This window comes from Thiococcus pfennigii, from assembly GCF_016583835.1.
GTDB lineage: Bacteria > Pseudomonadota > Gammaproteobacteria > Chromatiales > Chromatiaceae > Thiococcus > Thiococcus pfennigii.
In genome coordinates, this window is the sequence record NZ_NRRW01000019.1 from 13,953 (window position 1) to 40,612 (window position 26,660).

The 26,660-nt window shown below is 68.9% G+C and carries 26 protein-coding genes; 10 read left to right on the plus strand and 16 right to left on the minus strand.

What is annotated here, in order from left to right; all coding sequences use genetic code 11:
- Window positions 1-5 precede the first annotated feature (5 nt).
- From CKO41_RS08410 to CKO41_RS08420, 3 genes are all read right to left on the minus strand, one after another.
- Window positions 6-629 carry an SCP2 sterol-binding domain-containing protein gene (locus CKO41_RS08410; RefSeq protein ID WP_200253240.1) on the minus strand — a complete coding sequence of 208 codons (624 nt, stop codon included), beginning with the start codon at window positions 627-629 and terminating at the stop codon, window positions 6-8.
- On the minus strand, window positions 626-1,375 hold the full coding sequence (ubiE, locus tag CKO41_RS08415; RefSeq protein WP_200253238.1) for a bifunctional demethylmenaquinone methyltransferase/2-methoxy-6-polyprenyl-1,4-benzoquinol methylase UbiE: 750 nt from the start codon (window positions 1,373-1,375) through the stop codon (window positions 626-628). The genes CKO41_RS08410 and ubiE overlap by 4 nt, the downstream gene beginning before the upstream one ends.
- Before the next feature lie 109 nt (window positions 1,376-1,484).
- On the minus strand, window positions 1,485-2,147 hold the full coding sequence (locus tag CKO41_RS08420) for an LON peptidase substrate-binding domain-containing protein (protein ID WP_200253235.1): 663 nt from the start codon (window positions 2,145-2,147) through the stop codon (window positions 1,485-1,487).
- 343 nt (window positions 2,148-2,490) lie between these two features.
- Here CKO41_RS08420 and CKO41_RS08425 point away from each other — a divergent pair, with 343 nt between their 5' ends.
- Window positions 2,491-3,318, plus strand: a complete 828-nt coding sequence (locus CKO41_RS08425; RefSeq protein WP_200253234.1) for a UDP-2,3-diacylglucosamine diphosphatase — start codon at window positions 2,491-2,493, stop codon at window positions 3,316-3,318.
- 463 nt (window positions 3,319-3,781) lie between these two features.
- Window positions 3,782-3,979 carry a hypothetical protein gene (locus CKO41_RS08430; protein ID WP_200248754.1) on the plus strand — a complete coding sequence of 66 codons (198 nt, stop codon included), beginning with the start codon at window positions 3,782-3,784 and terminating at the stop codon, window positions 3,977-3,979.
- 122 nt (window positions 3,980-4,101) lie between these two features.
- Here the strand turns inward: CKO41_RS08430 and CKO41_RS08435 are convergent, their stop codons facing one another.
- The 9 genes from CKO41_RS08435 to gshB all read right to left on the minus strand — a co-directional run bounded on the left by CKO41_RS08435 (window position 4,102) and on the right by gshB (window position 11,865).
- Entirely contained in the window at window positions 4,102-4,983 is an 882-nt protein-coding gene (locus CKO41_RS08435) for a dihydroorotate dehydrogenase electron transfer subunit (protein WP_200381822.1), read from the minus strand.
- On the minus strand, window positions 4,980-6,284 hold the full coding sequence (locus CKO41_RS08440; protein WP_200381823.1) for a dihydroorotase: 1,305 nt from the start codon (window positions 6,282-6,284) through the stop codon (window positions 4,980-4,982). Before CKO41_RS08440 ends, CKO41_RS08435 begins: the two co-directional genes overlap by 4 nt.
- Window positions 6,277-7,263: an aspartate carbamoyltransferase catalytic subunit gene (locus CKO41_RS08445; protein WP_200381824.1), complete on the minus strand. Its 987-nt coding sequence runs from the start codon at window positions 7,261-7,263 to the stop codon at window positions 6,277-6,279. Before CKO41_RS08445 ends, CKO41_RS08440 begins: the two co-directional genes overlap by 8 nt.
- Window positions 7,264-7,282: 19 nt before the next feature.
- Window positions 7,283-7,834, minus strand: coding sequence for a bifunctional pyr operon transcriptional regulator/uracil phosphoribosyltransferase PyrR (gene pyrR, locus CKO41_RS08450; protein ID WP_200250467.1), 552 nt, complete (start codon window positions 7,832-7,834; stop codon window positions 7,283-7,285).
- The gene (gene ruvX, locus CKO41_RS08455) at window positions 7,821-8,222 is read right to left on the minus strand and encodes a Holliday junction resolvase RuvX (RefSeq protein WP_200250464.1); all 402 of its coding nucleotides are present in this window, start codon (window positions 8,220-8,222) and stop codon (window positions 7,821-7,823) included. The genes pyrR and ruvX overlap by 14 nt, the downstream gene beginning before the upstream one ends.
- The gene (locus CKO41_RS08460) at window positions 8,223-8,786 is read right to left on the minus strand and encodes a YqgE/AlgH family protein (RefSeq protein WP_200250463.1); all 564 of its coding nucleotides are present in this window, start codon (window positions 8,784-8,786) and stop codon (window positions 8,223-8,225) included.
- Window positions 8,787-8,868: 82 nt separating this feature from the next.
- A complete protein-coding gene (locus CKO41_RS08465; protein WP_200381825.1) occupies window positions 8,869-9,693 on the minus strand; it encodes a TonB family protein in 825 nt (274 codons plus the stop codon).
- Window positions 9,694-9,800: 107 nt separating this feature from the next.
- The gene (locus CKO41_RS08470; RefSeq protein ID WP_200381826.1) at window positions 9,801-10,922 is read right to left on the minus strand and encodes an FAD:protein FMN transferase; all 1,122 of its coding nucleotides are present in this window, start codon (window positions 10,920-10,922) and stop codon (window positions 9,801-9,803) included.
- On the minus strand, window positions 10,906-11,865 hold the full coding sequence (gshB, locus tag CKO41_RS08475; protein WP_200381827.1) for a glutathione synthase: 960 nt from the start codon (window positions 11,863-11,865) through the stop codon (window positions 10,906-10,908). The genes CKO41_RS08470 and gshB overlap by 17 nt, the downstream gene beginning before the upstream one ends.
- Window positions 11,866-12,394: 529 nt before the next feature.
- Between gshB and rlmE the strand changes: the two genes are divergently transcribed.
- From rlmE to CKO41_RS08510, 7 genes are all read left to right on the plus strand, one after another.
- Window positions 12,395-13,012 carry a 23S rRNA (uridine(2552)-2'-O)-methyltransferase RlmE gene (gene rlmE, locus CKO41_RS08480; protein ID WP_200381828.1) on the plus strand — a complete coding sequence of 206 codons (618 nt, stop codon included), beginning with the start codon at window positions 12,395-12,397 and terminating at the stop codon, window positions 13,010-13,012.
- A 92-nt stretch (window positions 13,013-13,104) separates the two neighbouring features.
- A complete protein-coding gene (gene ftsH, locus CKO41_RS08485) occupies window positions 13,105-15,039 on the plus strand; it encodes an ATP-dependent zinc metalloprotease FtsH (protein WP_200250449.1) in 1,935 nt (644 codons plus the stop codon).
- A gap of 32 nt (window positions 15,040-15,071) precedes the next feature.
- A complete protein-coding gene (gene folP / locus CKO41_RS08490; RefSeq protein ID WP_200250447.1) occupies window positions 15,072-15,899 on the plus strand; it encodes a dihydropteroate synthase in 828 nt (275 codons plus the stop codon).
- Window positions 15,900-16,116: 217 nt separating this feature from the next.
- Window positions 16,117-17,475, plus strand: coding sequence for a phosphoglucosamine mutase (gene glmM / locus CKO41_RS08495; protein ID WP_200250478.1), 1,359 nt, complete (start codon window positions 16,117-16,119; stop codon window positions 17,473-17,475).
- A gap of 137 nt (window positions 17,476-17,612) precedes the next feature.
- On the plus strand, window positions 17,613-18,971 hold the full coding sequence (locus tag CKO41_RS08500; RefSeq protein ID WP_200381829.1) for a sodium-dependent transporter: 1,359 nt from the start codon (window positions 17,613-17,615) through the stop codon (window positions 18,969-18,971).
- Between the two features lie 2 nt (window positions 18,972-18,973).
- Window positions 18,974-19,405: an SRPBCC family protein gene (locus CKO41_RS08505; RefSeq protein ID WP_200250444.1), complete on the plus strand. Its 432-nt coding sequence runs from the start codon at window positions 18,974-18,976 to the stop codon at window positions 19,403-19,405.
- The gene (locus CKO41_RS08510) at window positions 19,402-19,713 is read left to right on the plus strand and encodes an RnfH family protein (RefSeq protein ID WP_200250443.1); all 312 of its coding nucleotides are present in this window, start codon (window positions 19,402-19,404) and stop codon (window positions 19,711-19,713) included. Before CKO41_RS08505 ends, CKO41_RS08510 begins: the two co-directional genes overlap by 4 nt.
- A gap of 368 nt (window positions 19,714-20,081) precedes the next feature.
- Here the strand turns inward: CKO41_RS08510 and CKO41_RS08515 are convergent, their stop codons facing one another.
- Window positions 20,082-20,582, minus strand: a complete 501-nt coding sequence (locus CKO41_RS08515; protein WP_200250442.1) for an outer membrane protein assembly factor BamE — start codon at window positions 20,580-20,582, stop codon at window positions 20,082-20,084.
- A gap of 82 nt (window positions 20,583-20,664) precedes the next feature.
- Between CKO41_RS08515 and fur the strand changes: the two genes are divergently transcribed.
- On the plus strand, window positions 20,665-21,099 hold the full coding sequence (gene fur / locus CKO41_RS08520) for a ferric iron uptake transcriptional regulator (protein ID WP_200250441.1): 435 nt from the start codon (window positions 20,665-20,667) through the stop codon (window positions 21,097-21,099).
- Window positions 21,100-21,412: 313 nt separating this feature from the next.
- On the opposite strand, the gene CKO41_RS08525 is transcribed toward fur, so the two are convergent.
- From CKO41_RS08525 to CKO41_RS08535, 3 genes are all read right to left on the minus strand, one after another.
- Window positions 21,413-23,692: a tetratricopeptide repeat protein gene (locus CKO41_RS08525; protein WP_200381830.1), complete on the minus strand. Its 2,280-nt coding sequence runs from the start codon at window positions 23,690-23,692 to the stop codon at window positions 21,413-21,415.
- Between the two features lie 380 nt (window positions 23,693-24,072).
- Window positions 24,073-25,749 carry a DNA repair protein RecN gene (gene recN / locus CKO41_RS08530; RefSeq protein ID WP_200381831.1) on the minus strand — a complete coding sequence of 559 codons (1,677 nt, stop codon included), beginning with the start codon at window positions 25,747-25,749 and terminating at the stop codon, window positions 24,073-24,075.
- Window positions 25,743-26,633 carry an NAD(+) kinase gene (locus CKO41_RS08535; RefSeq protein WP_200253226.1) on the minus strand — a complete coding sequence of 297 codons (891 nt, stop codon included), beginning with the start codon at window positions 26,631-26,633 and terminating at the stop codon, window positions 25,743-25,745. The genes recN and CKO41_RS08535 overlap by 7 nt, the downstream gene beginning before the upstream one ends.
- Between the last annotated feature and the right edge of the window lie 27 nt (window positions 26,634-26,660).

Here is a 26,660-nt window from a genome sequence, read left to right on the forward strand (position 1 = left end):
GCGGTTCAGGGGCGTCGGCGCGCGAGGCGCTCGACGCGGGCGGCCAGGCGCTCGAGGTCGTCGCGCAGGGTATCGACCCCGGCGATCAGCTCGCGGACCTCGTAGTCGGTCGGCACCAGCCGCGCCTCCTCCTGAAGGTAGTCCTTCAGGGTCCGGGCCAGGCTGTCGCTCGAGCGCTGGCCCCAGCGATGCGCGCCGCGGGCGAGGTTGCCGACCTGGTGGGCCAGCGTGTCGCCGGTGAGCCGCGCGAGCTGCTCCTCCCAGTCGATGTCGAGCCCGGCGATGAACTCGCCGAACTGCTGGGCGAGGGCCGTGTCACCCTCGACCGTGACCTCGCCGGCGAAGAGGGAGTCCGTGCGCCGCTCGGCGAGCCCGAGCCGGGCGAGCGCGAGCGGCGTGCCGCACAGCGTGCAGTCCGGGGGCGCGTCGTAGGCACCGAAGAGCTGGAGGCGGTCGCGGCCGGGTATCAGGTAGAAGCGAGTGCCGAAGCCCGCGAGCTCGATCAGGATCACCTGGCCCTGCATCGCCGCGAGGCGCCGCGCCCCCTCGGGGTCGAGGGCGATGCCCTGGTTCAACGTCCGCTCCAGCAGGGCGAGGGCGGCATCCGGTAACTGGATGCCGCCGCTCACAGCTTGTAGCCCCTGTGGATGGCGACGATACCGCCGGTCATGTTGAAGTAGTCGCAGCGCTCGAAGCCGCCCTGCTCCATCATGGCCCGCAGGGTCTCCTGATCCGGGTGCATCCGGATCGACTCGGCGAGGTAGCGATAGCTCTCGGCATCGTTGACGATCATACGTCCGAGGTTCGGCAGCACGCTGAAGGAGTAGACGTCGTAGACCCGGCGCAGGGGCTGGGTGGTCGGGTGCGAGAATTCGAGGATCAGCGCCCGGCCGCCGGGGCGCAGGACCCGAAACATCTCGTCGATCGCGGCCTGCTTGTGGGTCACGTTGCGCAGGCCGAACGCGATCGTCACGCAGTCGAAGGCATCCGACGCGAACGGCAGGGTCTCGGCGTTGGCGAGGACGTAGTCCAGGTTGCCGACGACCCCGAGGTCCGTGAGGCGCTCGCGTCCGCGGCTCAACATCGCGGCGTTGATGTCGGAGGAGACCACCAGGCCCTCGTCGCCGACGATCCGGGCGAAGCGCTCGGTCAGGTCGCCGGTACCGGCCGCCAGGTCGAGCACCCGCTGGCCGCGGCGCACGCCGGCGAGCTCGATCGTGTGCCGTTTCCACAGGCGGTGAATACCGAGCGACATCAGGTCGTTCATCAGGTCGTAGCGATTGGCGACCGAGTCGAAGACGGCGCGCACCCGCGCGGCCTTCTCTTGTATGGGCACCTGGCTGTAGCCGAAGTGCGTGATCTTCTCGTCGGACATGCGTCCCCTCCCGTTGCGATGCCCGGATTCTACACCAATGTGGCCCGCCGGCTAAGCGCGCGGCCGGGCCTCGGGGGCATCGGGGTCGGTGGACGCGTGCGGGGCTGCGTCAGTGACGGTGTTCGGCGGTGCCGATGCTCGAGGCCGAGGCCATGTCCATCAGGCCGCGCATCAGCTCGGCGCGGTCCTTCACGTCGAGGGTCTCGATCAGCGCCTGCTTGTCTTCCGGTTCCAGCGGCAGGTGGGAGCAGAGGAGGTCGACGAGTTCCCCGGCCGGCATCTTCTTCGCGTCGTCCCAGGGGATCTCGACGTGGCGCAGGTTGCAGTAGGCGCGTAGCGAGGTCAGGAACCCCTCCTGATCGACCATGCCGCCCTCGCTGCCCTGGTAGTCGATCGTGAAGCGCTCCCAGTCCGGCTCGACCCGCCGGTAGCCGCGCCGGGTCTCCAGCTCGCGCCGCACCTGAAAGCGGCAGACCCCGGTCAGGACCAGCACGATCCGCCCGTCGCTCGTCTCGCTGTAGGAGGTGATCCGCCCGGCGCAGCCGACCCGATGGATCTGTGGGACCTCGTCCTCGATCGTCTCGCTGCGCGGCTGGATCATGCCGATCAGCCGGTCGCCGGCGAGGGCGTCGTTGACCATGTTCAGGTAACGCGGCTCGAAGATGTTGAGCGGCAGCTGGACGCCCGGCATCACGACGGCCCCGGCGAGGGGGAAGATCGGCAGCTGCGTCGGCAGGTCGTTGAAGTGCGGAAAGAAGGGGTTGCGGGTCATCGCGGGCTCCAGGGCTGACCATGGCCGGGCCACCGCGGCGCGGTCGCGATGCCGCTAGCCGACCGAAAGGTGGCCCCTGTCCCGCAAGAGATGGGGCGCTCGGGCCGTGTTTCCAGGGGCTTACGGCGACCTCGAAAGATTGCCATCCAGGCAATCCTTCCAGTTGGGGCGTCCTTGCATCGCCCGGGCTCGTCGGATCCTTCGAGGTGCCCGGGCGGGGCCTGCGCGGCGCCCGATGGCGCCCTGCGTCGGGCGCAGATTAATCGCATTTTCACCAGACCTCAATGGTGCCGCAACAAAGATTCGGGAATATGGATCAGATAGTTAACGAGGGACGAGCGACATGACCCGGATCGAACGCATGCGGCCGCTGCGCTACCGCAGCATCTGGATCTCCGACGTCCATCTGGGATGTCGTGGTTGTCAGGCGGACTTCCTGCTCGATTTTCTCCAATCCACCGAATCCAAGCACCTCTATCTGGTCGGCGACATCGTCGATGTCTGGGCGATGCAGGGCGGGGTCTACTGGCCGGAGGCGCACAACAACCTGGTCCGTGCGCTCCTGGAGAAGGCCCGCAACGGGACCCGGGTCGTCTATCTCCCGGGCAACCACGACGAGGTCTTTCGCGCGCACGTCGGGGTCGATTTCGGCAATATCGCCGTCCGCGACGAGGTCGTGCACACGACGATCGACGGCCGTCGCTTCCTGGTCACCCATGGCGACCGGTTCGATTGCGTCGTGCAGGGCGGCCGCTGGCTCGCCAAGCTCGGGGCGCGCGCCTACGATGCCCTGCTGGTCGCCAATCAGTGGGTCGCCGGTCTGCGTCGCGCGCTCGGCCTCGGATACTGGTCGCTCGCCGCCTACCTCAAGCACAAGGTCAAGGACGCCGTGAACTACATCGGCAACTACGAGCAGGCGGTCGCGCGGGAGGCCCGCGGCCAGCGGCTCGACGGCCTGATCTGCGGCCACATCCACCACGCCGAGATGCGCGAGATCGAGGACGTCCTCTACTGCAACTGCGGCGATTGGGTCGAGAGCTGTACGGCCCTGGTCGAGCACCACGACGGTCGGCTGGAGCTGCTGCGCTGGACGGACGCGAGCCAGGTCTCGCTGAGCGCTCGGGCGCCGGCCCCGCTCGCCCCGCTGCCCGCGCTGGCGCGCGCGAGTTGAGTGACGATTCAACGACCACCGGCGTATCTCCTAGTACAGCAGTGCGGATGTTCCGAGACCACCTCCAACGACTATCGTTGTCGTAATCGACGATCGGACTAGGATCAGGACAACGACAACGAACAGCCTCGGGATTTCTGAAGTGCTGCACGAGCCCGAACGGCCCGCACAGCGGACCCTACAGGGCTCATGCGACCTACGGGCTCGCGCAGAGACGCAGAGACGCAAAGTGAAGAGAAGGCATTGGTCGATGTCACCAATACGCTCCGCCTCTCCTTCTCTGCGCCTTTGCGTCTCTGCGCGAGATCTCTTTTTCGGGTGCGAGGCCGTCGGGTTAGGCGCGCCGGCGCGGCCTTCGATGGGAAAGCAGCGGTCGCGCGCGCCATAACCCGACAACGGCCCCGCTGACGCCGCCTGCGCTGGTAGGCGCCCGCTTGCGGGCGGTCGGGGCGCGGATGCCTCGGTGGCCGCCGCGTTGCCGGCCGTCGGGTTACGCCCCGAGGGGCTAACCCGACCTACGGCCCTGATCCGCCGCGCCGGCCGCGCCCCGACCCCGCGTAAGCCAACCCGCCCGACCCGCGCGGCGAAGGAGCGACGCCTCGCCGGCAAGCGTCAGCGCGCCGCGACCAAACGCCAGCGCGGGACGCCGTTCGACGACTAGTACAGCAGTGCGGATGTTCCGAGACCACCTCCAACGACTATCGTTGTCGTTGTCGTAATCGACGATCGGACTACGATCAGGACAACGACAACGAACAGCCTCGGGATTTCTGAAGTGCTGCACTAGGCCGCGAAGAAGACCTGCTCGGCCGCGAAGACCGGGCCGTCGACGCAGACCCGCTTCATCGCCGGACCGTCGGGCGTGCGCACCTCGACGACGCAGCCGGCGCAGCCGCCGACGCCGCAGGCCATGTATTCCTCGAGCGAGACCTGGCAGGGCAGGCCCCAGCGGCGGGCGAGGTCCGCGACCGCGGCGAGCATCGGGTGCGGGCCGCAGGCGAAGACCTCGACCTCGGCGCGGGCCGCCTCGTCGAGCGCCGCGAGCCAGTGTTCGGCGAGGTCGGTGACATAGCCGCTGAAGCAGCCTGGGTACCCTTGCCGGCTCGCCAAGCGGTTCGGGACGCCCCAGTCATCGAGCAGCGGCATCGCCGCGCTGGCCTCGGCGGGCAGGCCGGCGATCGGGTGCCGTGCGGGCTGCAGATCGAACGGGAAGGGCACCTCGGAGCCGAGGATCGCGAACGGCCGCCAGGGCGGCGCGCGGCGCAGCGCGTCGGCCAGGAAGACCATCGGCGGCAGGCCGACCCCGCCGCCAATCAGGAGCGCCCGGGGGCGCTCGGCGTGCGGCGCGAATGGCTGGCCGATCGGCCCCAGCAGGCTCAGCGTCTCGCCCGGGCGGCGGGTCGCGAGGAGGCGGGTGCCCTCGCCGACGACCTTGTAGAGGAGCTCGATCGAGCCGGCGTCCGGGTCGGCGCGCATGATCGAGAGCGGGCGGCGCAGCGCGAGGCGCGGGTCGCAGCGCAGGTGCACGAACTGGCCGGGGCGGGCGTCGCGGGCGCAGGCCGGGGCGGCGAGGCGCAGGATCCGCTGGTCGCCCGGATAGGCGTCCTGGGACAGGACCCGGGCGTCTTCGAGGGCGATGGTGTCGCGATGGGGACGGTCGGTCATCTGGATTCCGCGGTCCGGGCGTGGACGATACGGCCGGCGAGCAGGGTCCAGCTCACGCGGCCCTCGAGCGTGCGCCCGGCGAAGGGGGTGTTTTGGCCGAGGCTCGCCATCTGCCCAGGCTCCAGGGTCCAGCGTGCGTCGGGGTCGAAGATGCAGATGTCGGCGCGGGCGCCTTCGTCGAGACGGCCGAGGAGCGGTTTGCCGAGGATTCGGGCCGGGCCGGCGGTCAGTCGGGCGATGACGGTCGCGAGATCCGCGACGCCCTCGTCGACGAGCCGCAGGGCCAGCGGCAGCAGGGTCTCGAGCGCCGAGATCCCGGGCGCCGTCGCCGGGAAGGGGGCGAGCTTGGCGTCGGCGTCGTGGGGCTGGTGGTCCGAGCAGATCGCGCCGATCACGCCGCTTGCGACGGCGGCGCGCAGGGCATCGCGGTCGCGCGCGGTGCGCAGCGGTGGGATCAGGTGGCAGTTGCTGTCGAAGGCGCCGACGTCGTCCTCGGTCAGGATCAGTTGCACGGCGCTGACATCGGCGCTCGCGGCGATGCCCCGCCGCTGGGCCTCGGCGACCATCTCGGCGGCGCGGGCCGTCGACAGGCCGCGGAAGTGGACGCGGGCGCCGGCCTGTTCGGCCAGCGCCAGGTCGCGGGCGACGGCCACCGTCTCGGCGGCCTCCGGGATCCCGGGCAGGCCCAGGCGGGTGCTGACGCGGCCCTCGTGCATGCAGCCGCCAGCGCGCAGATGCGGGTCCTCGGGGTGGAGGAAGACGGCGAGGTCGAAGGTCGCCGCGTACTCCATCGCCCGGCGCTGCACGAGCGTGTTGGTGATCGGCCGGTCGGCGTGGCTCATCACCGGACAGCCGGCCCGCTTGAGGGCCTCCATCTCGCTGATCTGGGCGCCGGCGAGCCCCTGGGTCAGTGCCCCGGCCGGCAAGACCCGGGCGAAGCCGTGGCGCTGGGCGGTCTGACGCACCAGTTGGGCGACGGCCGGGGTGTCGATCAGCGGTTGGGTGTCGGGCGGACAGCAGAGCGCCGTGACCCCGGAGGCGGCCGCGGCGCGGGTCTCGCTCGCGATCGTCGCCTTCTGCTCGGCGCCCGGTTCGCGCAGGCGTGCGCAGAGGTCGACGAAGCCCGGACAGACCACCTGGCCGCGGGCGTCGAGGACGCGCTCCGGGGCGAAGCCGGGCGGGGCGGCGCCGATGGCCACGATGCGCCCGTTGGCGATGTGCAGATCGAGCGGCGCGTCGAGGCCGTTGGCCGGGTCGACGAGGCGGCCGTTGCAGATGCTCAGGGTCGCGCCGTCAGCCATCGCCGTCTCCCTGGCCGCGCCGGTTTTGGGTGCCGATGCACATCGACATGATGGCCATGCGCACCGCGATGCCGTTGCTGACTTGCTCGAGGATCACCGAGCGCGGCCCGTCGGCGACCTGGGAGTCCATCTCGACGCCGCGGTTGATCGGTCCTGGGTGCATGACGATGGCGTCCGGCTTGGCCGTCTCCAGCCGTGCCTCGGTGAGGCCGAAGAGGTGGAAGTACTCGCGCTCGCTCGGCAGCAGGGCGCCGGTCATTCGCTCGCGCTGCAGGCGCAGCATGATGACGACGTCCGCCTCGCGCACGCCCTCGCGCAGGTCGTGGAAGATGTGGGCCCCGAGGTCGGCGACCTCGGGCGGGATCAGCGTGCGCGGCCCGATCACGCGGATCTCGCCGGCGCCCAGCCCGCGCAGCGCGTGGATCTGCGAGCGGGCGACCCGCGAGTGCAGGATATCGCCGACGATCGCGACGGTCAGCGGCGCGAAGTCACCCTTGTGGCGGCGGATCGTGAACATGTCCAGCATCGCCTGGGTCGGGTGCGAGTGGCGCCCGTCGCCGGCGTTGATGACGCTCACATGCGGCGCGGCATGCTGGGCGAAGAAGTGCGCGGCGCCGCTCTCGGCATGGCGCACGACGAACATGTCGACGTGCATCGCCTCGAGGTTGCGCAGCGTATCGAGCAGGGTCTCGCCCTTGGCGGTCGAGGAGGTGTTGATGTTGAGGTTGAGCACGTCGGCGGAGAGGCGCTTCGCGGCGAGCTCGAAGGTCGTACGGGTGCGGGTGCTGTTCTCGAAGAACAGGTTGGCGATGATCTTGCCGCGGCACAGCGGGACCTTCTTCACCGCCTGCTCGGAGACGCCGAGGAAGCCCTCGGCGCGGTCGAGGATCTCGGTCAGGATGGCGCGGTCCAGGCCGTCGATCGTCAGAAAGTGCTTGAGGCCGCCGTCGGCGTCGCGTTGCAGGTCGTCTGTCCTCATGGGGCGATGGTCGTCCTTGTCAGTTGCCCGGGGTCTTGGCGCGCCGTTCCGGGGGCTGGCCGACGACCAGTTCCAACGGCCGCGGGCCGGTCAGCTTGATCTGCTCGCCGGCCTGCAGACAGGCGTGCAGGCCGACCAGGTTCGGCTCGATCGGCAGCTCGCGGCCGTCGCGCTCGACGAGGGTGGCGAGCAGGACCGAGGCCGGGCGCCCGTAGTCGAACAGGACGTTGAGGGCGGCGCGGATCGTCCGCCCGGTCTGCAGGACGTCGTCGACGAGGATCAGGTGACGGTCGTCGACGAGGACCGGCAACTGCGACGGGCGGACCTGCGGGTGCAGCCCGATGCGGGTGAAATCGTCACGGTAGAAGGAGATGTCGAGGCGGCCGAGGTCCTCTTGGAGGCCGAGCAGCGCATGCAGCCGCTCGGCGATCCAGACCCCGCCGGTGTGGATGCCGACCATCAGCGGGTCGACGATCCCGCGTCGCCCGAGCAGCGCGGCGAGTTCGCCGGCCATCCGCTCGATGATGGCGTCGACCTCGGCGCTCCCCTTCCAGCACTCAGGCTTGCTCACAGAGCCAGGTCTCCAGGATCAGGCGGGCCGCCATCGCGTCGACGACGGCCAGCGAGGTGGCGGCGCGCCCGAGTTGGCGGCGCGCCTCGCGCGAGGTCAGTCGTTCGTCGACCAGGTGCACTGCGAGACCGAAACGCCCATGCAGCTGGCGCGCGAAGCGCTTGGCCGCCTCGGCCCACTCGGCCTCGGTGTCGTCCATGTTGTAGGGCAGGCCGACGACCAGGGCATTGGGCTGCCACTCGCGGATGAGCCCGGCGATGCCCTCCCAGTCGGGCCGCCGGTCGCGGCTGCGCAGCGTCGTCAGTGGCGAGGCCGAGGCGGTGACGGTCTGGCCGACGGCGATGCCGATCTTGCGCGGACCGTAGTCGAAGCCGAGGAGGGTCGCCATTCAGGCGTGTCCGGCATCGCCGCTCAGCAGGTTGAGGTCGACCCCGAGCAGGCCGGCGGCCGCCTGCCAACGCGCCTCGACCGGGGTCATGAAGATGATCTGCTCGTCGGCCGGACCACTCAGCCAGGCGTTGGCGCTCATCTCTTCCTCGAGCTGGCCGCTGCCCCAGCCGGCGTAGCCGAGCGCGACCAGATGCCGGCGCGGGCCGCGGCCCTCGGCGATGGCCTCGAGGATGTCCCGCGAGGTCGTGATGCTGATCTCGGGGGCGATGCTCAGCGTCGAGTCGAACTGCGCACCGCCCGAGTGCAGGACGAAGCCGCGGTCGGGCTGCACCGGGCCACCGATGTACACGAGACGCTGACCGATCCCCGGATCGCCGGAGGCGATGTCGAGCTGGGAGAGGACCATGCCGAGGCGGATATCCATCGGCCGGTTGATGACGATCCCCATCGCCCCCTGCTCGGTATGCTCGCAGATATAGGTGACCGTTCGCGAGAAGTTCGGGTCCTTGAGACCCGGCATCGCGATGAGGAAATGGTTCCTGAGGGAGGTAGCGAAGCCCATGGCGCTAGTATCCGATCCGCCGGGTGGCGAGGCAAGTGGCGCGATCGGGATCGGACACATATCGAGACCCGTGTGCGGGCGTTCAGCGCCCGGAGTCGAGGCGGTTGCCGTGCAGGAACTGCCAGGTCCGGGTGATGTCGAGCACGTCCGTCTCGGTGCGGATGTCGGGCGGAAAGGGCGCGAACGGCGCGGCGAGCTCGACGATGCGCACCGCCGCCTGGTCGAGTTCGGGGTGACCCGAGGAGCGCACCACGCGTACCGCCATGACCCCCCCGTCGGCGCGCACCGAGACGAGGAGGATCAGGTTGCCGTAGAGCTTGCGCTCCTTGGCGACCTCCGGATAGTTGAGGTTGCCGATCCGCTCGACCTTGCGGCGCCAGGCCTCCAGGTAGCTCGCGTACTTGTACTCCCGGGTGCTGGCGCTGATCGCCTTGCGCCGCGGCGGGCGCGCGCCGGCGGTGGCGCCCTCGGCGTTCGGCGTATTGAGACGGGCGATCTCGGCGCGGCGACTGCTCAGGATCTGGGCGACGTCGACCGGGGCCGGGCGTTCGGCGGCGAGCGGGTCCGGCTCGGGTTTCTGCTCGGGTGCCGGCGGCGGTCGGCCGCGGGCCGCGAGCTCGACGTCGAGTGGCGGGTCATCCAGGTCGCTCGTGTCCTGGGGGGGGCTGTCCTCCGGAGGGCCATCCTCCGGCGGCGCATCCGGGGCGGTGTCCTCGGTCCGCCCCTCGTCGCCGCGGCGGTCGGCCTGGGCGAGGGCGCTCGCGCGTGCGGGCCGCTCGCTCGGGGCCGCCTCGCGCAGGACCAGGACCTCCAGTGGTGCGGTCGTCCGCGGTGGCGACGTCGGCAGGTCGAACGAGACGCCGACGAGCAGGGTCAGGTGCAGCGCGAGGGCCAAGAGCAGGGCCACAGCGAACGGCCCTGGTCGGGTCGCGCGTGCGGCGCCTACCGGACCGGGTCGGTGCCGTCCGGTGACGGGTTCGGTGTCGGGGGCGAGGCCGCCTTGGATCGCCACGGTCAGTCCGACTGCGCCCCTGTCTCGGCCCCTGTCTCGGTCCGGGGGGCGGCCTCGGGCCGGCGGATCCTGACCTCGGTCGTGTCGTCGAGGCGCGCGAGCCGCTCGGCCATCGTCGGGGTCATCTCGGCACCGCCGCCGCGGTCGAAGAACAAGGCCTGATCGATGCCCATCGCCGCGGCGACCTGCGGCCACCGCCCGGGCCCCGCGATGAAGAGCGCCCGGGCCGCGGCCGCGGCCGTCGCCGCCTCGCTGTGGGCCACGGTCACGGCGAGGGCCCCATCGGCCGGCCAGCCGGTGCGTGGGTCGATGACCCCGTGATAGACCTTGCCGCCGCGCAGGATGGCCTGTTCGTAGGTCCCGACGGTCGCGACCGCCCCGTCGCCGCTGACCTCGAGGAAGCCATAGACGCCCGAGCCGGATGGGCGCGGGACGGCGACGCGCCAGGGCCTGCCGGCCCGGTCGCCGATCGCCCGCAGGTCGTTGCCGACGCGCAGCAGGGCATTGTTTACGCCCTGTGCGCGCAGGTAGCCGATCGTGACGTCGATGCCGTAACCGGCGGCGATGGGTTCGAGGTCGAGCTGCACGGCCGGGTTGTCGCTCGCGAGTACGAGCCCGTCGATGACCAGGTCGGACATCGCCGGTTCGGCCTCGAGCCATCGTCGGATCTCGGCGGCACCCGGCGGCGGCCCGCCGGACGCGGCGGGCGCGTGGAGGCCCCAGAGCGCGACCAGCCCGCCGTTGGCGAGGTCGAGGAGGCCGCCGCTGTGCTCCGCGTAGCGCTCGGCGAGGCGCACCAGCGGCAGGATCGAGGGCGGGGCGATGACCGGCTCGCCGGCCGCGAGGGCGGCGTTGACGCGCGCCAGCCCCGCGGGCGCGCCGGAGCGCCAGTGTTGGTCCATGAACTCGAAGTCGCGACGCACTTGACCGCCGAGCGCCTCGGCGGCGGCCTTCTCGACCCCGACGAGGTGCAGTTCCGCGGAGGTGCCGAAGGCGCTGAAGGCCAGCGTCTGCACCGGGGTGTCGCCACGACAGGCGCCGAGCAGCAGGGTCGCCAGTAGCAGCGCCCAGGGCCAGGGGGGGCGCCCGGGCCGGCCCGCTGCGCGGCTAGGCGACGCGTTCACCGAGGCGCCTCTCGAGACTCGCCAGCAGGTCGTCGGCGATGTCGGTGCCGAACTGGGCGTCGAGCTCGCGGATGCAGGTCGGGCTCGTCACGTTGATCTCGGTCAGCCAGTCGCCGATGACGTCGAGGCCGGCGAACAGGATGCCGCGGCGGCGTAGCTCCGGGCCGACCTCGGCCGCGATCCAGCGGTCGCGTTCGGTCAAGGGCCGGCCCTCGCCACGGGCGCCGGCGGCCAGGTTGCCGCGGGTCTCCCCTGGGCGCGGGACGCGGGCGAGGGCATAGGGCACCGGGGACCCGTCGATCAGCAGGATCCGCTTGTCGCCGTCGCGGATCTCGGGGATGAACCGCTGGGCCATGCAGAAGCGGGTACCGTGGGCGGTCAGGGTCTCGATGATCACCCCGCGGTTCGGGTCGCCCGGGCGGACGCGAAAGATCGAGGTGCCCCCCATGCCGCCGAGCGGCTTGAGGATGATGTCGCCCTGCGCGGCGAGGAAGTCGTCGAGATCGGCCGCGCGGCGGGTGATCAGCGTGGGCGGCGCGGACTGCGGAAAGCGGGTCGTGAAGACCTTCTCGTTGGCATCGCGCAGCGCGCGCGGGTCGTTGACGACCAAGGTGCCGGCCGCCTGGGCGAGCTCCAGCAGGTAGGTCGAGTAGATGTACTCCATGTCGAACGGCGGGTCCTTGCGCATCAGCACGACCGGCAGCGAGGCCAGGGGGCGCGTCTCCTCTTCGTGGAAGCGGTACCAGTCTCGCGGTTGGTCCTGGAGCGCGACGCGGCGCATCCGCGCCCGTGCCTCGCCTTGCGCATAGAAGAGGTCACCGACCTCCATGTACCAGACCGGCCAGCCGCGTCGCTGCGCGGCGAGCATCATCGCGAAGCTGCTGTCTTTCTTGACGTCGATGGATCCGATTGGATCCATCACGACCCCGATGGCGTATCTCATGGCGGCATCTTACTCTAGTGCCTCGCTCCAGAGATACCGAGGCCGCTTTCATGTCGCCCTAGGATGCGAGCACCGTAGGGGCCCGCTTGCGGGCGACGACGACGCGCTCGTGGCGGCCAAGGAAGGGTTCAGAAACAAACGACACCAGCGCGAAGACGACAAGAAACGACGAAATACACGAAAGTCGCGAAAAGACGGCAGATGCTTGTGTGTCAGTTCGGCCCTTTCGCGTGTTTCCCGTGTTTCGCATGTTTCGTAGCTCCCAGAAGATGGACCGGCTGTCCTTGAATCGTCACTCAGATCGCCCGCAAGCGGGCTCCTGCCACGCGCCACGCGGGGATTGCAGGCAGCGACGCGCGGTCTTGGGAATTCCGCAGTCTTGCACTAGCGCCTCGGGGCCGTGACAGGCCGCCACCGATGCCTTGCGGCGCGAATGTTGCTTGATCGTTTCCTTGCCGCGCTGGGGGGCGCTTGCTATGGTGCCCTGGGGCCCGCCGGGGGCGCATCCGACCAGAGGTGATCGAGGGGCATGGCCAAGACCAAGAGCAGCCGGCGTTGGCTCGACCGGCACTTCAACGACAGCTACGTGATCCGCGCCCAGAAGCTCGGCTACCGCTCGCGCGCGGCCTTCAAGCTCCAGGAGCTCCAGGACAAGGACCGACTCTTGGGGCGCGGGATGCGAGTCCTCGATCTGGGGGCCGCGCCGGGGGGCTGGACCCAGGTCGCGGTCGGGCTGGTCGGCCCCGAGGGGGTTGTCGTCGCCCTCGACCTGCTGGAGATCGAGCCGCTGCCGGGCGCCCTGATCCTGCGCGGCGACTTTCGCGAGGAGGCGGTGCTCGCCGAGCTGATGGCGGCCCTCGGCGAGGCGCCGGTCGATGTTGTCCTTTCCGATATGGCCCCAAACATCAGCGGCATACCGGCAGTCGATCAGCCGCGTGCGGCGCTGCTCGCGGAACTGGCGCTCGACTGCGCGCGCCGGGTGTTGAAACCGGGCGGTGCCTTGGTGGTCAAAATGTTCCAGGGCGAGGGGTTCGATGCGCTGCTCGCGGAGATGCGTCGCGCCTTCCGGGCCGTCGCGATCCGCAAGCCCGCGGCCTCGCGAGCGAACAGCCGCGAGTGCTATCTGGTCGCCAAAGGCTTTCGCTGATCGGGCGATGCTGATAGCTTCTCCGACAATTTTCAATGAGGCCGGGTCCTGCTGGCCGCCGCTTCATCGAGGGACGCGTTCTCGTGGGTGACATGGCGAAAAATCTGATTCTCTGGGTGGTCATCGCGATCGTGCTGATGTCCGTCTTCAACAGCTTCACGACGACGCAGACCGATGCGCACAAGCTGGCCTATTCCGACTTCCTCGCCCAGGTCCAACAGGGTCGGGTGACAGAGGTCACGATCCAGGGCCGCAAGATCGATGCCATTGACGACAGTGGTCGACACTTCACCACGTTCAGCCCGGGCGACGACGGCCTGATCGGCGACCTGATCGACAACGATGTGTTGATCCGTGCCACCGAGCCCGACAAGCCGAGCATGCTCTCGTCGATCCTGATCAACTGGTTCCCGCTGCTGCTGCTGGTCGCGATCTGGATCTTCTTCCTGCGCCAGATGCAGGGTGGGCCGGGCGGTCGTGGGGCCATGACCTTCGGCAAGAGCCGGGCGCGGATGCTCTCGGAGGACCAGGTCAAGGTGACCTTCAACGACGTCGCCGGCGCCGAGGAGGCGAAGGAGGAGGTCGTCGAGATGGTCGACTTCCTGCGCGACCCGACCAAGTTCCAGAAGCTCGGCGGCAAGATCCCGAAGGGCGTCCTGATGGTCGGCCCGCCCGGCACCGGCAAGACCCTGCTCGCGCGCGCGATCGCCGGCGAGGCCAAGGTGCCCTTCTTCACGATCTCGGGTTCCGACTTCGTCGAGATGTTCGTCGGCGTCGGCGCCTCGCGCGTGCGCGACATGTTCGAGCAGGCCAAGAAGCACGCCCCCTGCATCATCTTCATCGACGAGATCGATGCCGTCGGGCGCCATCGCGGCGCCGGCCTCGGCGGCGGCCATGACGAGCGCGAGCAGACGCTCAACCAGTTGCTCGTCGAGATGGACGGCTTCGAGGGCACCGAGGGCGTGATCGTCATCGCCGCGACCAACCGCCCGGACGTGCTCGACCCGGCCCTGTTGCGGCCCGGTCGCTTCGATCGCCAGGTGGTCGTGCCGCTGCCGGACGTTCGGGGCCGCGAGCAGATCCTGAAGGTCCACATGCGCAAGATCCCGGCCGCCGAGGACGTGCAGGCCTCGGTCATCGCCCGCGGCACGCCGGGCTTCTCCGGTGCCGACCTGGCCAATCTCGTCAACGAGGCGGCCCTCTATGCCGCGCGGGCCAACAAGCGCCTCGTCGACATGGATGACATGGAGCAGGCCAAGGACAAGATCATGATGGGCGCCGAGCGCCGCTCCATGGTCATGACCGAGGACGAGAAGCGACTGACGGCCTATCACGAATCCGGTCACGCGATCGTCGGGCGGCTCGTGCCGCAGCACGACCCGGTGCACAAGGTCAGCATCATCCCGCGTGGTCGGGCGCTGGGCGTGACCCTCTTCCTGCCCGAGGAGGATCGCTTCAGCTACACGAAGCAGCGCCTGGAGAGCGCGATCGCGAGCCTGTTCGGCGGGCGCGTCGCCGAGGAGCTGATCTTCGGCGAGGACTGCGTGACGACCGGTGCCCAGAACGACATCCACCGCGCCACCGATCTCGCCCGCAACATGGTCACCAAGTGGGGCCTTTCGGATCGCCTCGGGCCGCTGGCCTACGGCGAGGACGAGCAGGAGGTCTTCCTCGGTCACTCGGTCGCCCAGCACAAGAACGTCTCCGACGAGACCACGCACCTGATCGACGAGGAGGTGCGTGCGATCATCGAGCAGCAGTACGGCCGTGCCCGACAGCTCCTGACCGAGCAGATGGACAAGCTGCACGCGATGGCCGAGGCCCTGATGAAGTACGAGACGATCGATGCCGCCCAGATCGACGACATCATGGCCGGGCGTCAGCCCCGTCCCCCGCGGGACTGGGACGACGACAAGCCGGGTCGGCCATCGGGCTTGAGACCGGCGTCGGACGTCGACCTGGCCAAGTCGCCCCAATCGCCCGAGGCCGACGGCGGCGCGATCGGCGATCCGGCTGGCGAACACTGACGGCGCGACGACGGTCGTCGTTCGGGGGGCGCATGGGGGAGGTGATCGATTGCGCGGGGCGCGCGCTGGATGCGACGCGTCCCCTCGTCATGGGCATCCTCAACGTGACGCCGGACTCCTTCTCCGACGGGGGCGCCTTCCTGTCGCTCGACGCCGCCCGGCGCCACGCCCTCCAGATGGTCGAGGACGGCGCCGACCTCATCGATGTCGGCGGCGAGTCGACCCGTCCCGGTGCCGCCTCGGTCTCGGGCGACGAGGAGCTGCGCCGGGTCCTGCCCGTCGTCGAGGTCCTTGCCGGCGAGTTGCCGGTACCGATCTCGGTCGATACCTCGCGCCCTGAGGTCATGCGCGCCGTGGCCGCGGCCGGGGCCGGCCTGATCAACGATATCCGCGCGCTACGCTGGCCCGGCGCCCTGGAGGCGGCCGCCGAGGCGGGCCTGCCGATCTGCCTGATGCACATGCGCGGCGAGCCTGGCACGATGCAGCGGGCGCCGCATTACGACGACGTCGTCGGCGAGGTCGCTGCCTTCCTCGGCGAGCGGATCGCTTGCTGCGAGGCTGCCGGGATCCCAGGCGAGCGGCTCCTCGTCGATCCGGGCTTCGGCTTCGGCAAGGATTTGGCTCATAATCTCGCGCTGCTGGCCGGCCTGCCGCGGATCGCCGACCTCGGTCGGCCACTGCTCGTGGGGCTGTCGCGCAAATCGATGATCGGCGCCCTGACCGGTCGGTCCGTCGGCGAGCGGGTCCACGGCAGCGTTGCCGCGGCCGTCTTGGCCGTCGAGCGCGGCGCTCGCATCGTCCGTGTCCATGACGTGCGCGCGACCGTCGAGGCGTTGCGCGTCGTCACGGCTCTCCTGTGATGGACCGACAGACGCGACAAGGCGCCTGAACCACGAAGGACACGAAGAGCGCGAAACGAAAAGGTATCAATGGGCTGCGCGATCGGTGCTGGGCGTCGCCGAAGGATGAAGGATTTGCCTGACGTGATTCGTCGTTTTCCTTCACCTTTGCGCCTTTGCGGTTTCAATCCGCCGGCTCCGAGGTGTAAGAGTTCGCGATTGAGGGAGGGGACCCGTGATTCGCAAGTATTTCGGCACCGACGGCATCCGCGGTCGGGTCGGCGAGGCGACCATCAGCCCGGACTTCGTGCTGAAGCTCGGTTGGGCGGCGGGCCGGGTGCTCGGCCGCGGCAATGGCCGCACGGTGCTGATCGGCAAGGACACCAGGATCTCGGGCTACATGTTCGAGTCGGCCCTCGAGGCGGGTTTGGTCGCGGCCGGTGTCGATATTCGCCTGCTCGGGCCGATGCCGACCCCAGGCGTCGCCTACCTGACGCGGACCTTCCGGGCCAGCGCCGGGATCGTCATCACCGCCTCGCACAACCCCTATGAGGACAATGGCATCAAGTTCTTCTCGGCCGATGGAGACAAGCTGCCGGACGACCTGGAGCTGGCCATCGAGGCCGAGTTGGAGCGGCCGTTGCGCACGGTCGAGGCTGGGGCGCTCGGCAAGGTGCGGCGCGTCGAGGACGCGAGCGGTCGCTACATCGAGTTCTGCAAGGGCACGGTGCCGGCGGCGCTGAGCCTGAAGGGCCTCAAGCTGGTCATCGACTGCGCGAACGGGGCGACCTACAACATCGCCCCCTATGTCTTCGAGGAACTCGGCGCCGAGGTCGTGCGGGTCGGAGCGCAGCCCGATGGCTTCAATATCAACCGAGGCGTCGGTTCGACGGCGGCCGCGACGATGGCGAGGATGGTCGTCGACGAGGGCGCCGACCTCGGCATCGCCTTCGACGGCGACGGCGACCGGGTCCTGATGAGCGACGCCGACGGCAACATCGTCGATGGCGATCAGCTCCTCTACATCATCGCCAGATCGCGCCATGCCGTCGGCCAACTGGTTGGCCCCGTCGTCGGTACCCTGATGAGCAATCTGGGCCTGGAGCACGCGCTGCGGCGGCTCGGTCTCGGGTTCGCTCGTACCCCTGTCGGCGATCGTTACATCATGGAACGACTCAAACGCGACGGCGGGGTGCTTGGCGGCGAGCAATCGGGCCACATCATCTGCCGCGATCGCACGACGACCGGCGACGGCATCGTCGCCGCGCTCCAGGTCTTGGCGGCGTTGATCCATGCCGAGCAATCCCTCGCCGACCTCACGAGCGAGGTGCGCCGCTATCCGCAGGTACTGATCAACGTCCCGGTGCGTGAGCGCCCGCGCGAACTCTTCGCGGTCCCGGGCGTCGCGGACGCCGTCGCCGAGTTCGAGCGCGAGCTCGGCGACGGCGGGCGGGTGCTGTTGCGCCCCTCGGGCACCGAGCCGCTCGTGCGGGTCATGGTCGAGGGCGTCGATGGGGCGCAGGTCGCTCGGCTGGCCGAGGGGCTGGCCGGGCGGGTACGCACCCTGATCGGGATGCCGGTTGAGCCGCTCGGCTGATTTCAGCACAATGCCCGGATGCGTCGCCCGCACAGGGCCGGGCGCCGGGTCCCCGGGTTCGATGGTCGCGTCGATCGAGGCGCCGCGGGGTTCATCGCGTAGGCTGGGTGAGCGCCCCGGCCGGAAGGAGTCATGCTATGGCGGCGACAACATCGATCCATGGTATGTGGTCGAGCCGTTTGGCCTTCATCCTGGCGGCGACCGGATCGGCGGTCGGTCTGGGCAACATCTGGCGCTTCCCCTACACGGCCGGCGAGTACGGGGGCGGAGCCTTCGTCCTCGTCTACCTGATCTGCGTCGCGGCAATCGGTATCCCGATCATGATGGCCGAGATCATGCTCGGGCGGCGCGGGCGGCAGAGCCCGATCAATACGATGCTCGCCCTCGCGCGCCAGGAGGGGCGCACGGAGGCCTGGCAACTGCTCGGGTGGCTGGGGATCGTCTGCGGCTTCCTGATCCTGTCCTTCTACAGCGTCATCGCCGGCTGGACGATGGCCTATGTCGTGCGCGCCGCGGCCGGAGTCTTCCACGGCGCCGACGCGGCGGCGATCGCGGCGGCCTTCGATGGCTTCGTCGCCGACCCCGAGCGTTTGCTGGCCTGGCATACCATCTTCATGGTCATGGTCGTCCTCGTCGTCGCCCGCGGCGTTGCGAGCGGCTTGGAGCGGGCGGTGCGGTTTCTGATGCCGGCGCTCTTCGTGCTGCTCGTCGCCCTGGTCGGCTATGCGATGACGACGGACCACTTCGCGGCCGGCCTGTCTTTCCTGTTCAGGCCGGACTTCAGCAAGCTCTCCGGCGAGGGGATCCTGAGCGCGATGGGCCAGGCCTTCTTCAGCCTCAGCCTGGGCATGGGCGCGATCATGATCTACGGCTCCTACCTGAACAGCCAGGCCTCGATCGCCCGCAACACCGTCATCATCGCCGGCCTCGACACCCTGGTCGCCCTCCTCGCCGGGCTCGCGATCTTCCCGATCGTCTTCGCCCAGGGGTTGGCGCCCGAGCAGGGCACGGGGCTGGTCTTCAAGGTCTTACCCATCGCCTTCGGCCAGATGCCGGGCGGGCAGTTGTTCGGTACCGTCTTCTTCCTGCTGCTGGTCTTCGCCGCCTGGACCTCGGCGATCTCGCTCCTCGAGCCGATGGTCGCCTGGCTCGTCGAGAACCTCAGCCTCGGGCGGGTGCGGGCCTCGGTGCTCGCCGGCATGACCGTCTGGCTCCTCGGTGTCGCCTGCCTGCTGTCGCTGAACGTCTGGTCCGAGATCACGGTCTTCGGCCTGGGTTTCCTCGCGCTGTTCGATTTCCTGACCGCCAATATCCTGCTGCCGCTCGGTGGCCTGCTGATCGCAGTCTTCGCCGGCTGGGTCCTCTCGCGCGCCGCCTCCGTCGACGAGTTCGCGATGGGCGAGGGTCTCGGCTATCGGCTGTGGCGCCTGCTGATCCGCTTCGTGGCCCCCATCGCGGTGGCCATCGTCTTCCTTCACGCCATCCAGGTCTTTTGATCGTGCCGATTGTCAAGAAGAGCGCCCTCGTCGGGCATTCCGCGAGCCAGATGTTTCGACTGGTCGCCGATGTCGAGTCCTATCCGAAATTCCTCCCTTGGTGCCATTCGGCCAAGCTGCTCTCGCGGGGCGAGAACGAGCTCTGTGGACAGATCGAGGTGGCGCGCATGGGGATCCGTCAGACCTTCAGCACCCGCAATCGCTTCGTGCTCGACGAGTGGATGGACCTCGAGCTGCTCGATGGCCCGTTTCGCAAATTGAGTGGCCGCTGGACCTTCATCGCGTTGCGCGCCGATGCCTGCAAGGTCGAGCTGGAGCTCGATTTCGAGTTCTCCGGGAAGGTCATCGATAAGGCCTTCGGCGCCGTCTTTCACCAGATCGCCAACACCCTGGTCGATGCCTTTTGTCAACGCGCGGATGAGGTGTACAAGTGACCGAGCAGCGCATCAAGGTCGAGGTGGCCTACGCCAAGCAGCGCGAGCAGGCCCTGCTGGAGATCGAGGCCGAGCGCGGCATCACGGTGGCGCAGGCCATCGAGCGCTCGGGGATCCTAGGGCGTTTTCCGGAGATCGATCTCGCCGTCAACAAGGTCGGTATCCACGGCAAGGCGGCGAGGCTCGATCAGCCGCTCGCGAGCGGCGACCGGGTCGAGATCTATCGCCCGCTGATCGCCGATCCGAAGGCCGCCCGCAAGCGGCGCGCCGGCGAGGCCAGGAAGGAGAGCCGGGCAGCGTCGGCCTAGTGCAAGACTGCGGAATCCCCGAGATCGCACGGCGCGGCCTGCAACCCCGTTGGCGCTCCGGTCCTAGTACAGCAGTGCGGATGTTCCGAGACCGCCTCCAACGACTATCGTTGTCGTTGTCGTAATCGACGATCGGACTACGATCAGGACAACGACAACGAACAGCCTCGGGATTTCTGAAGTGCTGCACTAGAGCCTCTTTGCCGTTTCAACGAATTCCATCCAGGAGGAGGCGGTCAACGGCCGTTTTTAGGCTGAAGGATCGCCATCCGGGCGAGTCTTCCAAGGCGCGAAGCGACGAGGCGACGTCCGCTTCGCTTCATTGTCCGTCGTTCAGGCGGCTGAAACTGTAGGGGCCGCCACGCGGATCATTGGACCTGCTCGTCCTTCTCGCCCTTGACGCGATCGATGGTCCGCTTGAACAGGCCGCGGCGGTCCTCCCAGTCCGGCACTGTGACGATGAGCGCCTCGGGCTCCTGGTCCGCGGCCCGTTGCGGATCCGGGCGCATGTCCCCCTCGATGCGCGCGAGGGCGTCGTCCTCGAAGAACAGCGTGAGCCGCTTGGTCTCCATCGGCTCATGGCCGCGGCGCAGCGTGTAGGTGTAGTCCCAACGATCGGCATGGAAGAAGTCGACGAGCAGCGGCGTGCCGAGCAGGAAGCGGACCTGGCGCTTGGTCATGCCGGGGCGCAGGCTGTCGACCATGTCCTCGGTGATGATGTTGCCCTGCTGCACCGGCATCTTGTAGACGAACGGCAGCCGCTCCAGCGCGGAGCCGTCTTCGACGACCGGTTCTTTCTGGCCCTTGCTGGAGCAGCCAAGCACGCCCAAGCTCAGGCCCAGCACCAAAAAAGTAATAATCTTTTGCATCTTGTTATCATGGGCGGCAGGCAGATATACATCATACCGCAGAGCGTCCGGCGCGATCACGCCGGGCGCACCCGGAGAGTCGATGGAAAACCAGCAGATCAAGCAGGCCGGCCTCAAGGTCACGCTCCCGCGGGTGAAGATCCTCAAGATCCTGGAATCGAGCGATCGTCGCCACCTGAGCGCCGAGGATGTCTACAAGGAATTGTTGGCCAACGGCGAGGAGATCGGTCTCGCCACCGTCTATCGCGTCCTGACCCAGTTCGAGGGTGCTGGGCTGGTCTGCCGCCAGCACTTCGAGAGCGGCCAGTCGGTCTTCGAGCTCAATCGTGGCGGCCATCACGACCACCTGGTCTGCATCAAGTGCGGCAAGGTCGTGGAGTTCGTCGACGAGGTGATCGAGCAGCGCCAGCGGCGCGCTGCCCGGGAGCGCGGCTTCGCGGTTGCCGACCACTCCCTCGTCATCTATGGCGTCTGCAACGACTGCGCCGAGGGGCAGCAGGATCAGGACAAATCCTGACGCCGGCCAACGGTCTCGGCCGGTCGTCGCCCGTCGGCACCAGATCGTCCCGTGTGCGAGTCGCATACGGATCGGCGTTGTGAAGGTCGTATCGCATTGCCGTCCTGGCGTTGCCGCACTGCGGCGGTCCGAGCGATCTGCCGGTGGGGGCGTCCATCACGATGGCGCGGTGTTTGCGCATGTCGGGCGCGCAGGACGATTGGCCGCACCGGCTAAGGGATCCGAGGGCCTATCCGTGTGGTCCGTGAAGCGCCGAACGGAGCAGCGTATCCATCTGCGTTAGGCCTGCCGATCGATGGCTTCAGGAACCGGCTCAGCCGCCCGAGCCACCGATCTCGCGGATCAGCCGGTCGACAGCAGGGTCGTTGGGGGCCAGGCGCTGAAGCCGACGTGCATACTCGTGCGCCGACTCCGGCCGCCCGGCCTCGCGGCTGTAGGACGCGAGCGCGACCAATGTATCGATGTCGCCGGGATGCCGGCGGTGTGCCGACTCCAACACCCGAATGGCCTCCGCGAGTCGACCGGTCGATTGCAGCGCCACGGCGTGGACATAGGCATACCGCGGGTTGTCCGGCGCCAACTCTGCTGACCTGGCGAGTGCGCTCAACGCCTCGTCGTGCCTCTTCTGGCGGACGAGGGACAGACCCAGGGCATGATGAAGGTCGCCTTCGTCTGGGTTGAGGGCTAGGCCCTGACGCAGGTAGGTGTCCGCCTCCTGCTCACGACCCATCCCGCTCAACAGCTGGGCGATGTTCACATAGGCGGGGACGAACCGAGGCTGGAGGCCGATCGCCTTGCGATAGGTCTGCTCCGCCTCGGAATAGCGCCCCAGGTCGGTGTCCAGGACGGCGAGGTTGAGCTGGGCCTCCGGACGCTCGGCGTTGAATCCTTGGGCATCGACGTACTCCTGGATACCCTTCGCGAGTTGTTGTCGTAAGGCTTCGGGCAATTGGTTCGGACGCAGGCCGGCCAGGAGCCGGGCCGCCTCGGTGCGCACCGCCTTCAGATCGTCCCAAAGCAAAGCCGCGGCCAGCGCTCGTTGAGCGAGGCCGAGCTGATTCAAGGCCTCGAGCGCGCCAAGCCGCTGGAGGGGGTCATCTGAGGCGGTTCCCTCTCGGATCAGGATCAGCGCGGCCGCATCCGGATAGGCGCCGAGTTCTTGCAGGGCGGTCGCTCGGACGATACCGGGCTGCTCGGGATCGGCGGCGACCGCCTGAAGCAGCCGGCCGGCGCCGGGCAGTCGATGTCGCGCCGCGTGGAAGGCCCCTGCATAGGATCGATCCGTTGGGGAGGGTGGGCCGTACCAATTTTCGACGTGCTCCGCGGCCCACTGCGGGGTCTTCTCCTCGTGACACCTGTTGCAGGCATTCGGAATCTCTATGGCGACCGTGAGGTCGGGGCGCGGGAGGCGAAAGCCGTGATCGTGCCGCGCGTCGACGACCATAAAGTTGGTCGGCGGCATATGGCATGCCACGCAACTGGCGCCGGCCGAGCCAGGGTCGTGGAAGTGGTGCGTCTCGGTCGCGTAACGGTCAGAGCGGTGACACTGGTAACAGACAGTCTCCCCCGGTAAGCGCAGGTCCGCCGCATGCGGGTCGTGGCAGTCGGAGCAGGTGACGCCCGCCTGGTGCATCTTGCTCTGCAGGAACGAACCCCAGACGTAGACCTCATCCTGCATCTGCCCGTCCGGGTAGTACAGCCCTTCCGTGAGCAGGGCCGGCCGAAAGCCGTCGAGGAAGGGCTGACCGGCGACGGTCTCGTCGGTCAACTGGCTGCGTCCGCTGTGGCAGCGGGCGCAGACCTGGATCTCCTTGTCGGTCGTTCGGGGCCTCGAGCGCTTCGCCTTGCCGGTCGCCGGGTCGATGGGCCAGGCGGCGCCGTCGCGCTCATCGAACTGCACGGTCAGTCCCGGGTAGACCGGGTCGATCGCTTTCCCTCGCTTCTTCGCCTCGGCCCATGCGATGTGCCGTGAGCCCGGTCCGTGGCAGGCCTCGCAGGATACATCGATCTCGGACCAGGTGGTGTGGTAGGTCGCGCTGGCGGCGTCATAGCCCTTCTTCAGGTTCGTCGAGTGGCAGTCCGCGCACATGTAGTTCCAGTTCAGGTTCGGCCCCGTCCAGTGCAGCACATCGTCGTGGTGCACAGGGTCGCTCGAGTGCAGATGGAACCAGCGCTGTCCGCCGTCCGCTGGGGTTCTGCTGTCCCACGCGATGTCGAGCGCTTGCAGACGTCCGCCCGGAAATTCGATCAGATACTGTTGGAGCGGATAGGCGCCGAAGGTGTACTTGATGGGCAAGTCGGCAAGCTGGCCGTCGGGACCATCCGTGCGGACCATGAATCGGCCGTCGTCGCGGTAGAAGCGGGAGACGACGCCAAACTGAGCGAATTCCGCGTCGTCGAAGTCGCCGAGGACCGTCGCTTCGGTCGCCTCCTGCATCGCCAGATCATGGTGGGAGCCACGCCAACGGGCAGTCTCCTCCGCGTGGCAGGTTGCGCATCGGGCGCCACCGACGAAGTGCGGGGTCTGGTCATCCGCGAGCGTCAAGGCCGACCAGGCCACCAGGGTGGCGCCGAGGATTCGATGTGCTTGCATGGTGGACTCGGGCGCAATGGCGGCTTTATCCAGCTACTGAAGGGCACCTTGAAAAATTCAAGGTGCCCGCGCGGGGCAAGGATGCCCCGCCATTTTCAGTCGCCTAAACGACTGAAAATGAAGCGAAGCGGAAATCGAATTTTCGCTTCGCGTCTTGAAAAATTGCCCGGATGGCAATTTTTCAAGGTCCCCTAAAAGCGGGCTGGGACGACAAGTACCTGTCAGATCTTCTATTCCAGACCGGATGATGCACGTTCAAATCCGCATCCCTGGCAACGCTATATAAGCAATGACTGATGCGTTTGCCCTGTGTTATGGGGATCTTGAAAACGACGGCACGTCCGTGTGCCGCGGAGAATGCCGGGTAGATCGGGGTTCGGCTAGGAAGCAAGGCCCGCGCTCTCCAGCATCTCTTGGGCGTGCGCGCGGGTTTTGTCGGTGATTTCGGCCCCGCCGAGCATGCGCGCGACCTCTTCGACTCTCGCGTCTGGGTCCAATGCCGCAATGTCGGTGAAGGTTTGACCGCGCCGGCTGTGCTTGCGTACCTGGAGTTGGCGGTGGGCCTGGGCGGCCACCTGCGGCAGGTGGGTCACGCAGAGGACCTGGCGCGCCGCGCCGAGGCGGCGCAGCAGGCGTCCGACGACCTCGGCGACGCCGCCGCCGATGCCGACGTCGACCTCGTCGAAGACGAGGATCGGCACCCCGGCGCATTCGGCGGCCGCCACCTGGATCGCGAGGCTGATCCGCGACAATTCGCCGCCCGAGGCGACCTTCGCCAAGGGCTGGAGCGGTTGCCCCGGATTGGCGCTGACGAGGAATTCGACGCGATCCAGCCCGAAGGCCCCGCCGGCCTCGGCCGCGAGCCGGGTGACCTCGACCGCGAAGCGCCCGCCGGCCATCCCGAGCGCCTGCATCGCCTCGCTGACGGTCGCGGCCAGCCGTTCGGCGGCCGCCGCGCGCGCCTCGCTCAGACGCTCGGCCAGGGCGAGGAAGGTCGCGCGTGCCTTGCTACACTCTTCGGCGATCGCCTCCAGGCGGACCTCGCTGTCCTCGAGGGCCGCCAGGTCGCCTCGCCACCCGTCGAGGGTCTCGGGCAGCTGTTGCGGGAAGACCCGATACTTGCGGGCCAGGTCGTGGATCTGGCCGAGCCGCGCCTCGATCGCCTCCACCGTCGCCGGGTCCACGTCGAGCCCGTCGAGGTACTGGCGCAGATTGGCCGCGGCCTCCCCGACCTGGATCGCGGCACTCTCCAGGAGTTCGCGGGTCTCCTCCAGGCGCGCATCGATCGCGCAGAGCTCGGCGAGCGCGACGGCGGCGTGGCGCAGTTCGTCGCCGAGCGCGGGTTCGCCCTCGCTGAGGCGCAGCAGCAATGCCGCGCTCGTCTCTTGGAGGCGCCCGAGGCTGCCGAGGCGGCGCTGCTCGCGGTCGAGCTCATCGAGTTCGCCGTCGCCCAGGGCCAGTGCGGCGAGCTCCTCGACCTGCTCGCGCAGTCGTTCGAGGCGCTCGGCGCGCTCGGCGCCGGCCGTCTGGAGCGCGTGCAATTGCTCGGCGAGGCCGCGCCAGCGGCGCTGAGCGGCGGCGACCTGTTCGGCAAGGTCGCGGTGTCCGCCGTAATCGTCGAGCAGCGTGCGTTGCGCGGCCGGGCGCAGCAGGGATTGATGGGCGTGCTGACCGTGGATGTCGACCAACCGCTCGCCGAGCTCGCCGAGCTGTGCGGCGGTTGCGGCGCGTCCGTTGATGAAGGCGCGCGAGCGCCCCTCGCGCACGAGCAGGCGGCGCACGATGCAGCTGTCCTCGTCGTCGAGGGCCTGCTCGGCGAGCCAGGCGCGGGCGTCGGGGCAGGCGGCGAGGTCGAAGGTCGCGACCACCTCGGCGCGCTCCCCCCCGGCGCGGATCATGGTCGGGTCGGCCCGGTCGCCGAGGGCCAGGCCGAGGGCATCGATCATGATCGACTTGCCGGCACCGGTCTCGCCGGTGAGGGCCGTCATGCCCCCAGCGAGCTCGACCTCGAGGGTGCTGACGATCGCCAGGTCCTTGATGAGGAGGTGGCTCAGCATCGCCGCGCACCATGCGGGTGACCGCCCCAGCCGAGCTTGGCGCGCAGGATCGCGTAGTGGTCGTGCCCCTTGGGGTGTAGCAGCCGTGCCGCATGCGGCGCCTGCTCGATGCGGATGCGCGCGTCGCGTAGCACGGCCTGGTCGGTCTGCCCGTCCCAGGTCACCCGCACGTGGTGGTGGTCTTGCTCGTGGATGCGGATCTCGATGCGGCATTGCCCGGCGACGACGAGCGGGCGATTGCTCAGCGTATGCGGGCAGATCGGCACCAGCACCAGGGCGTCGAGGGATGGGTCGAGCAGCGGGCCGCCGCCGGACAGGGCGTAGGCCGTCGAGCCGGTCGGGGTGGCGACGATCAGGCCGTCGGAGCGCTGGACGTTGACCAGGACGCCATCGATGCGCGTCTCCAGCTCGATCATCCTGGCTGTGTTCCATTTGTGGACGACGATGTCGTTCAACGCGACCCGCTGGCCCGGCGCTTCGTCGCCGATCGTGGCCGCGAGCAGGCCGCGCGCCTCCTCGTCGTACTCGCCATCGAGGATGCGCCCGAGGGCCTCCTCGATCTCATCGGGCAGGACGTCGACGAGGAAGCCGAGCCGCCCGAGGTTGATGCCGACCAGCGGCACGCCGTGAGGCGCCAGGGCGCGGGCGGCGGCGAGGAAGGTGCCGTCGCCGCCGACGACGATCGCGAGATCGCAGAGGGACCCGAGGGTCGGCACATCGAGCACCCGCGCGGGCGGCACGGCCAGGCGTGCCGCGCTCGCCGGATCGAAGAGCAGTTCGCGGTCACGGGCGCGCAAGTACCGGACCAGCCGTTCCAGGGTCGTCTGGACCTGGGCCGAGTCCTGCTGCTTGGCGATGATGCCGATGGTCGGGAATCGCGACATGAAGGTGCAGGGAACCGAGGATGTCCT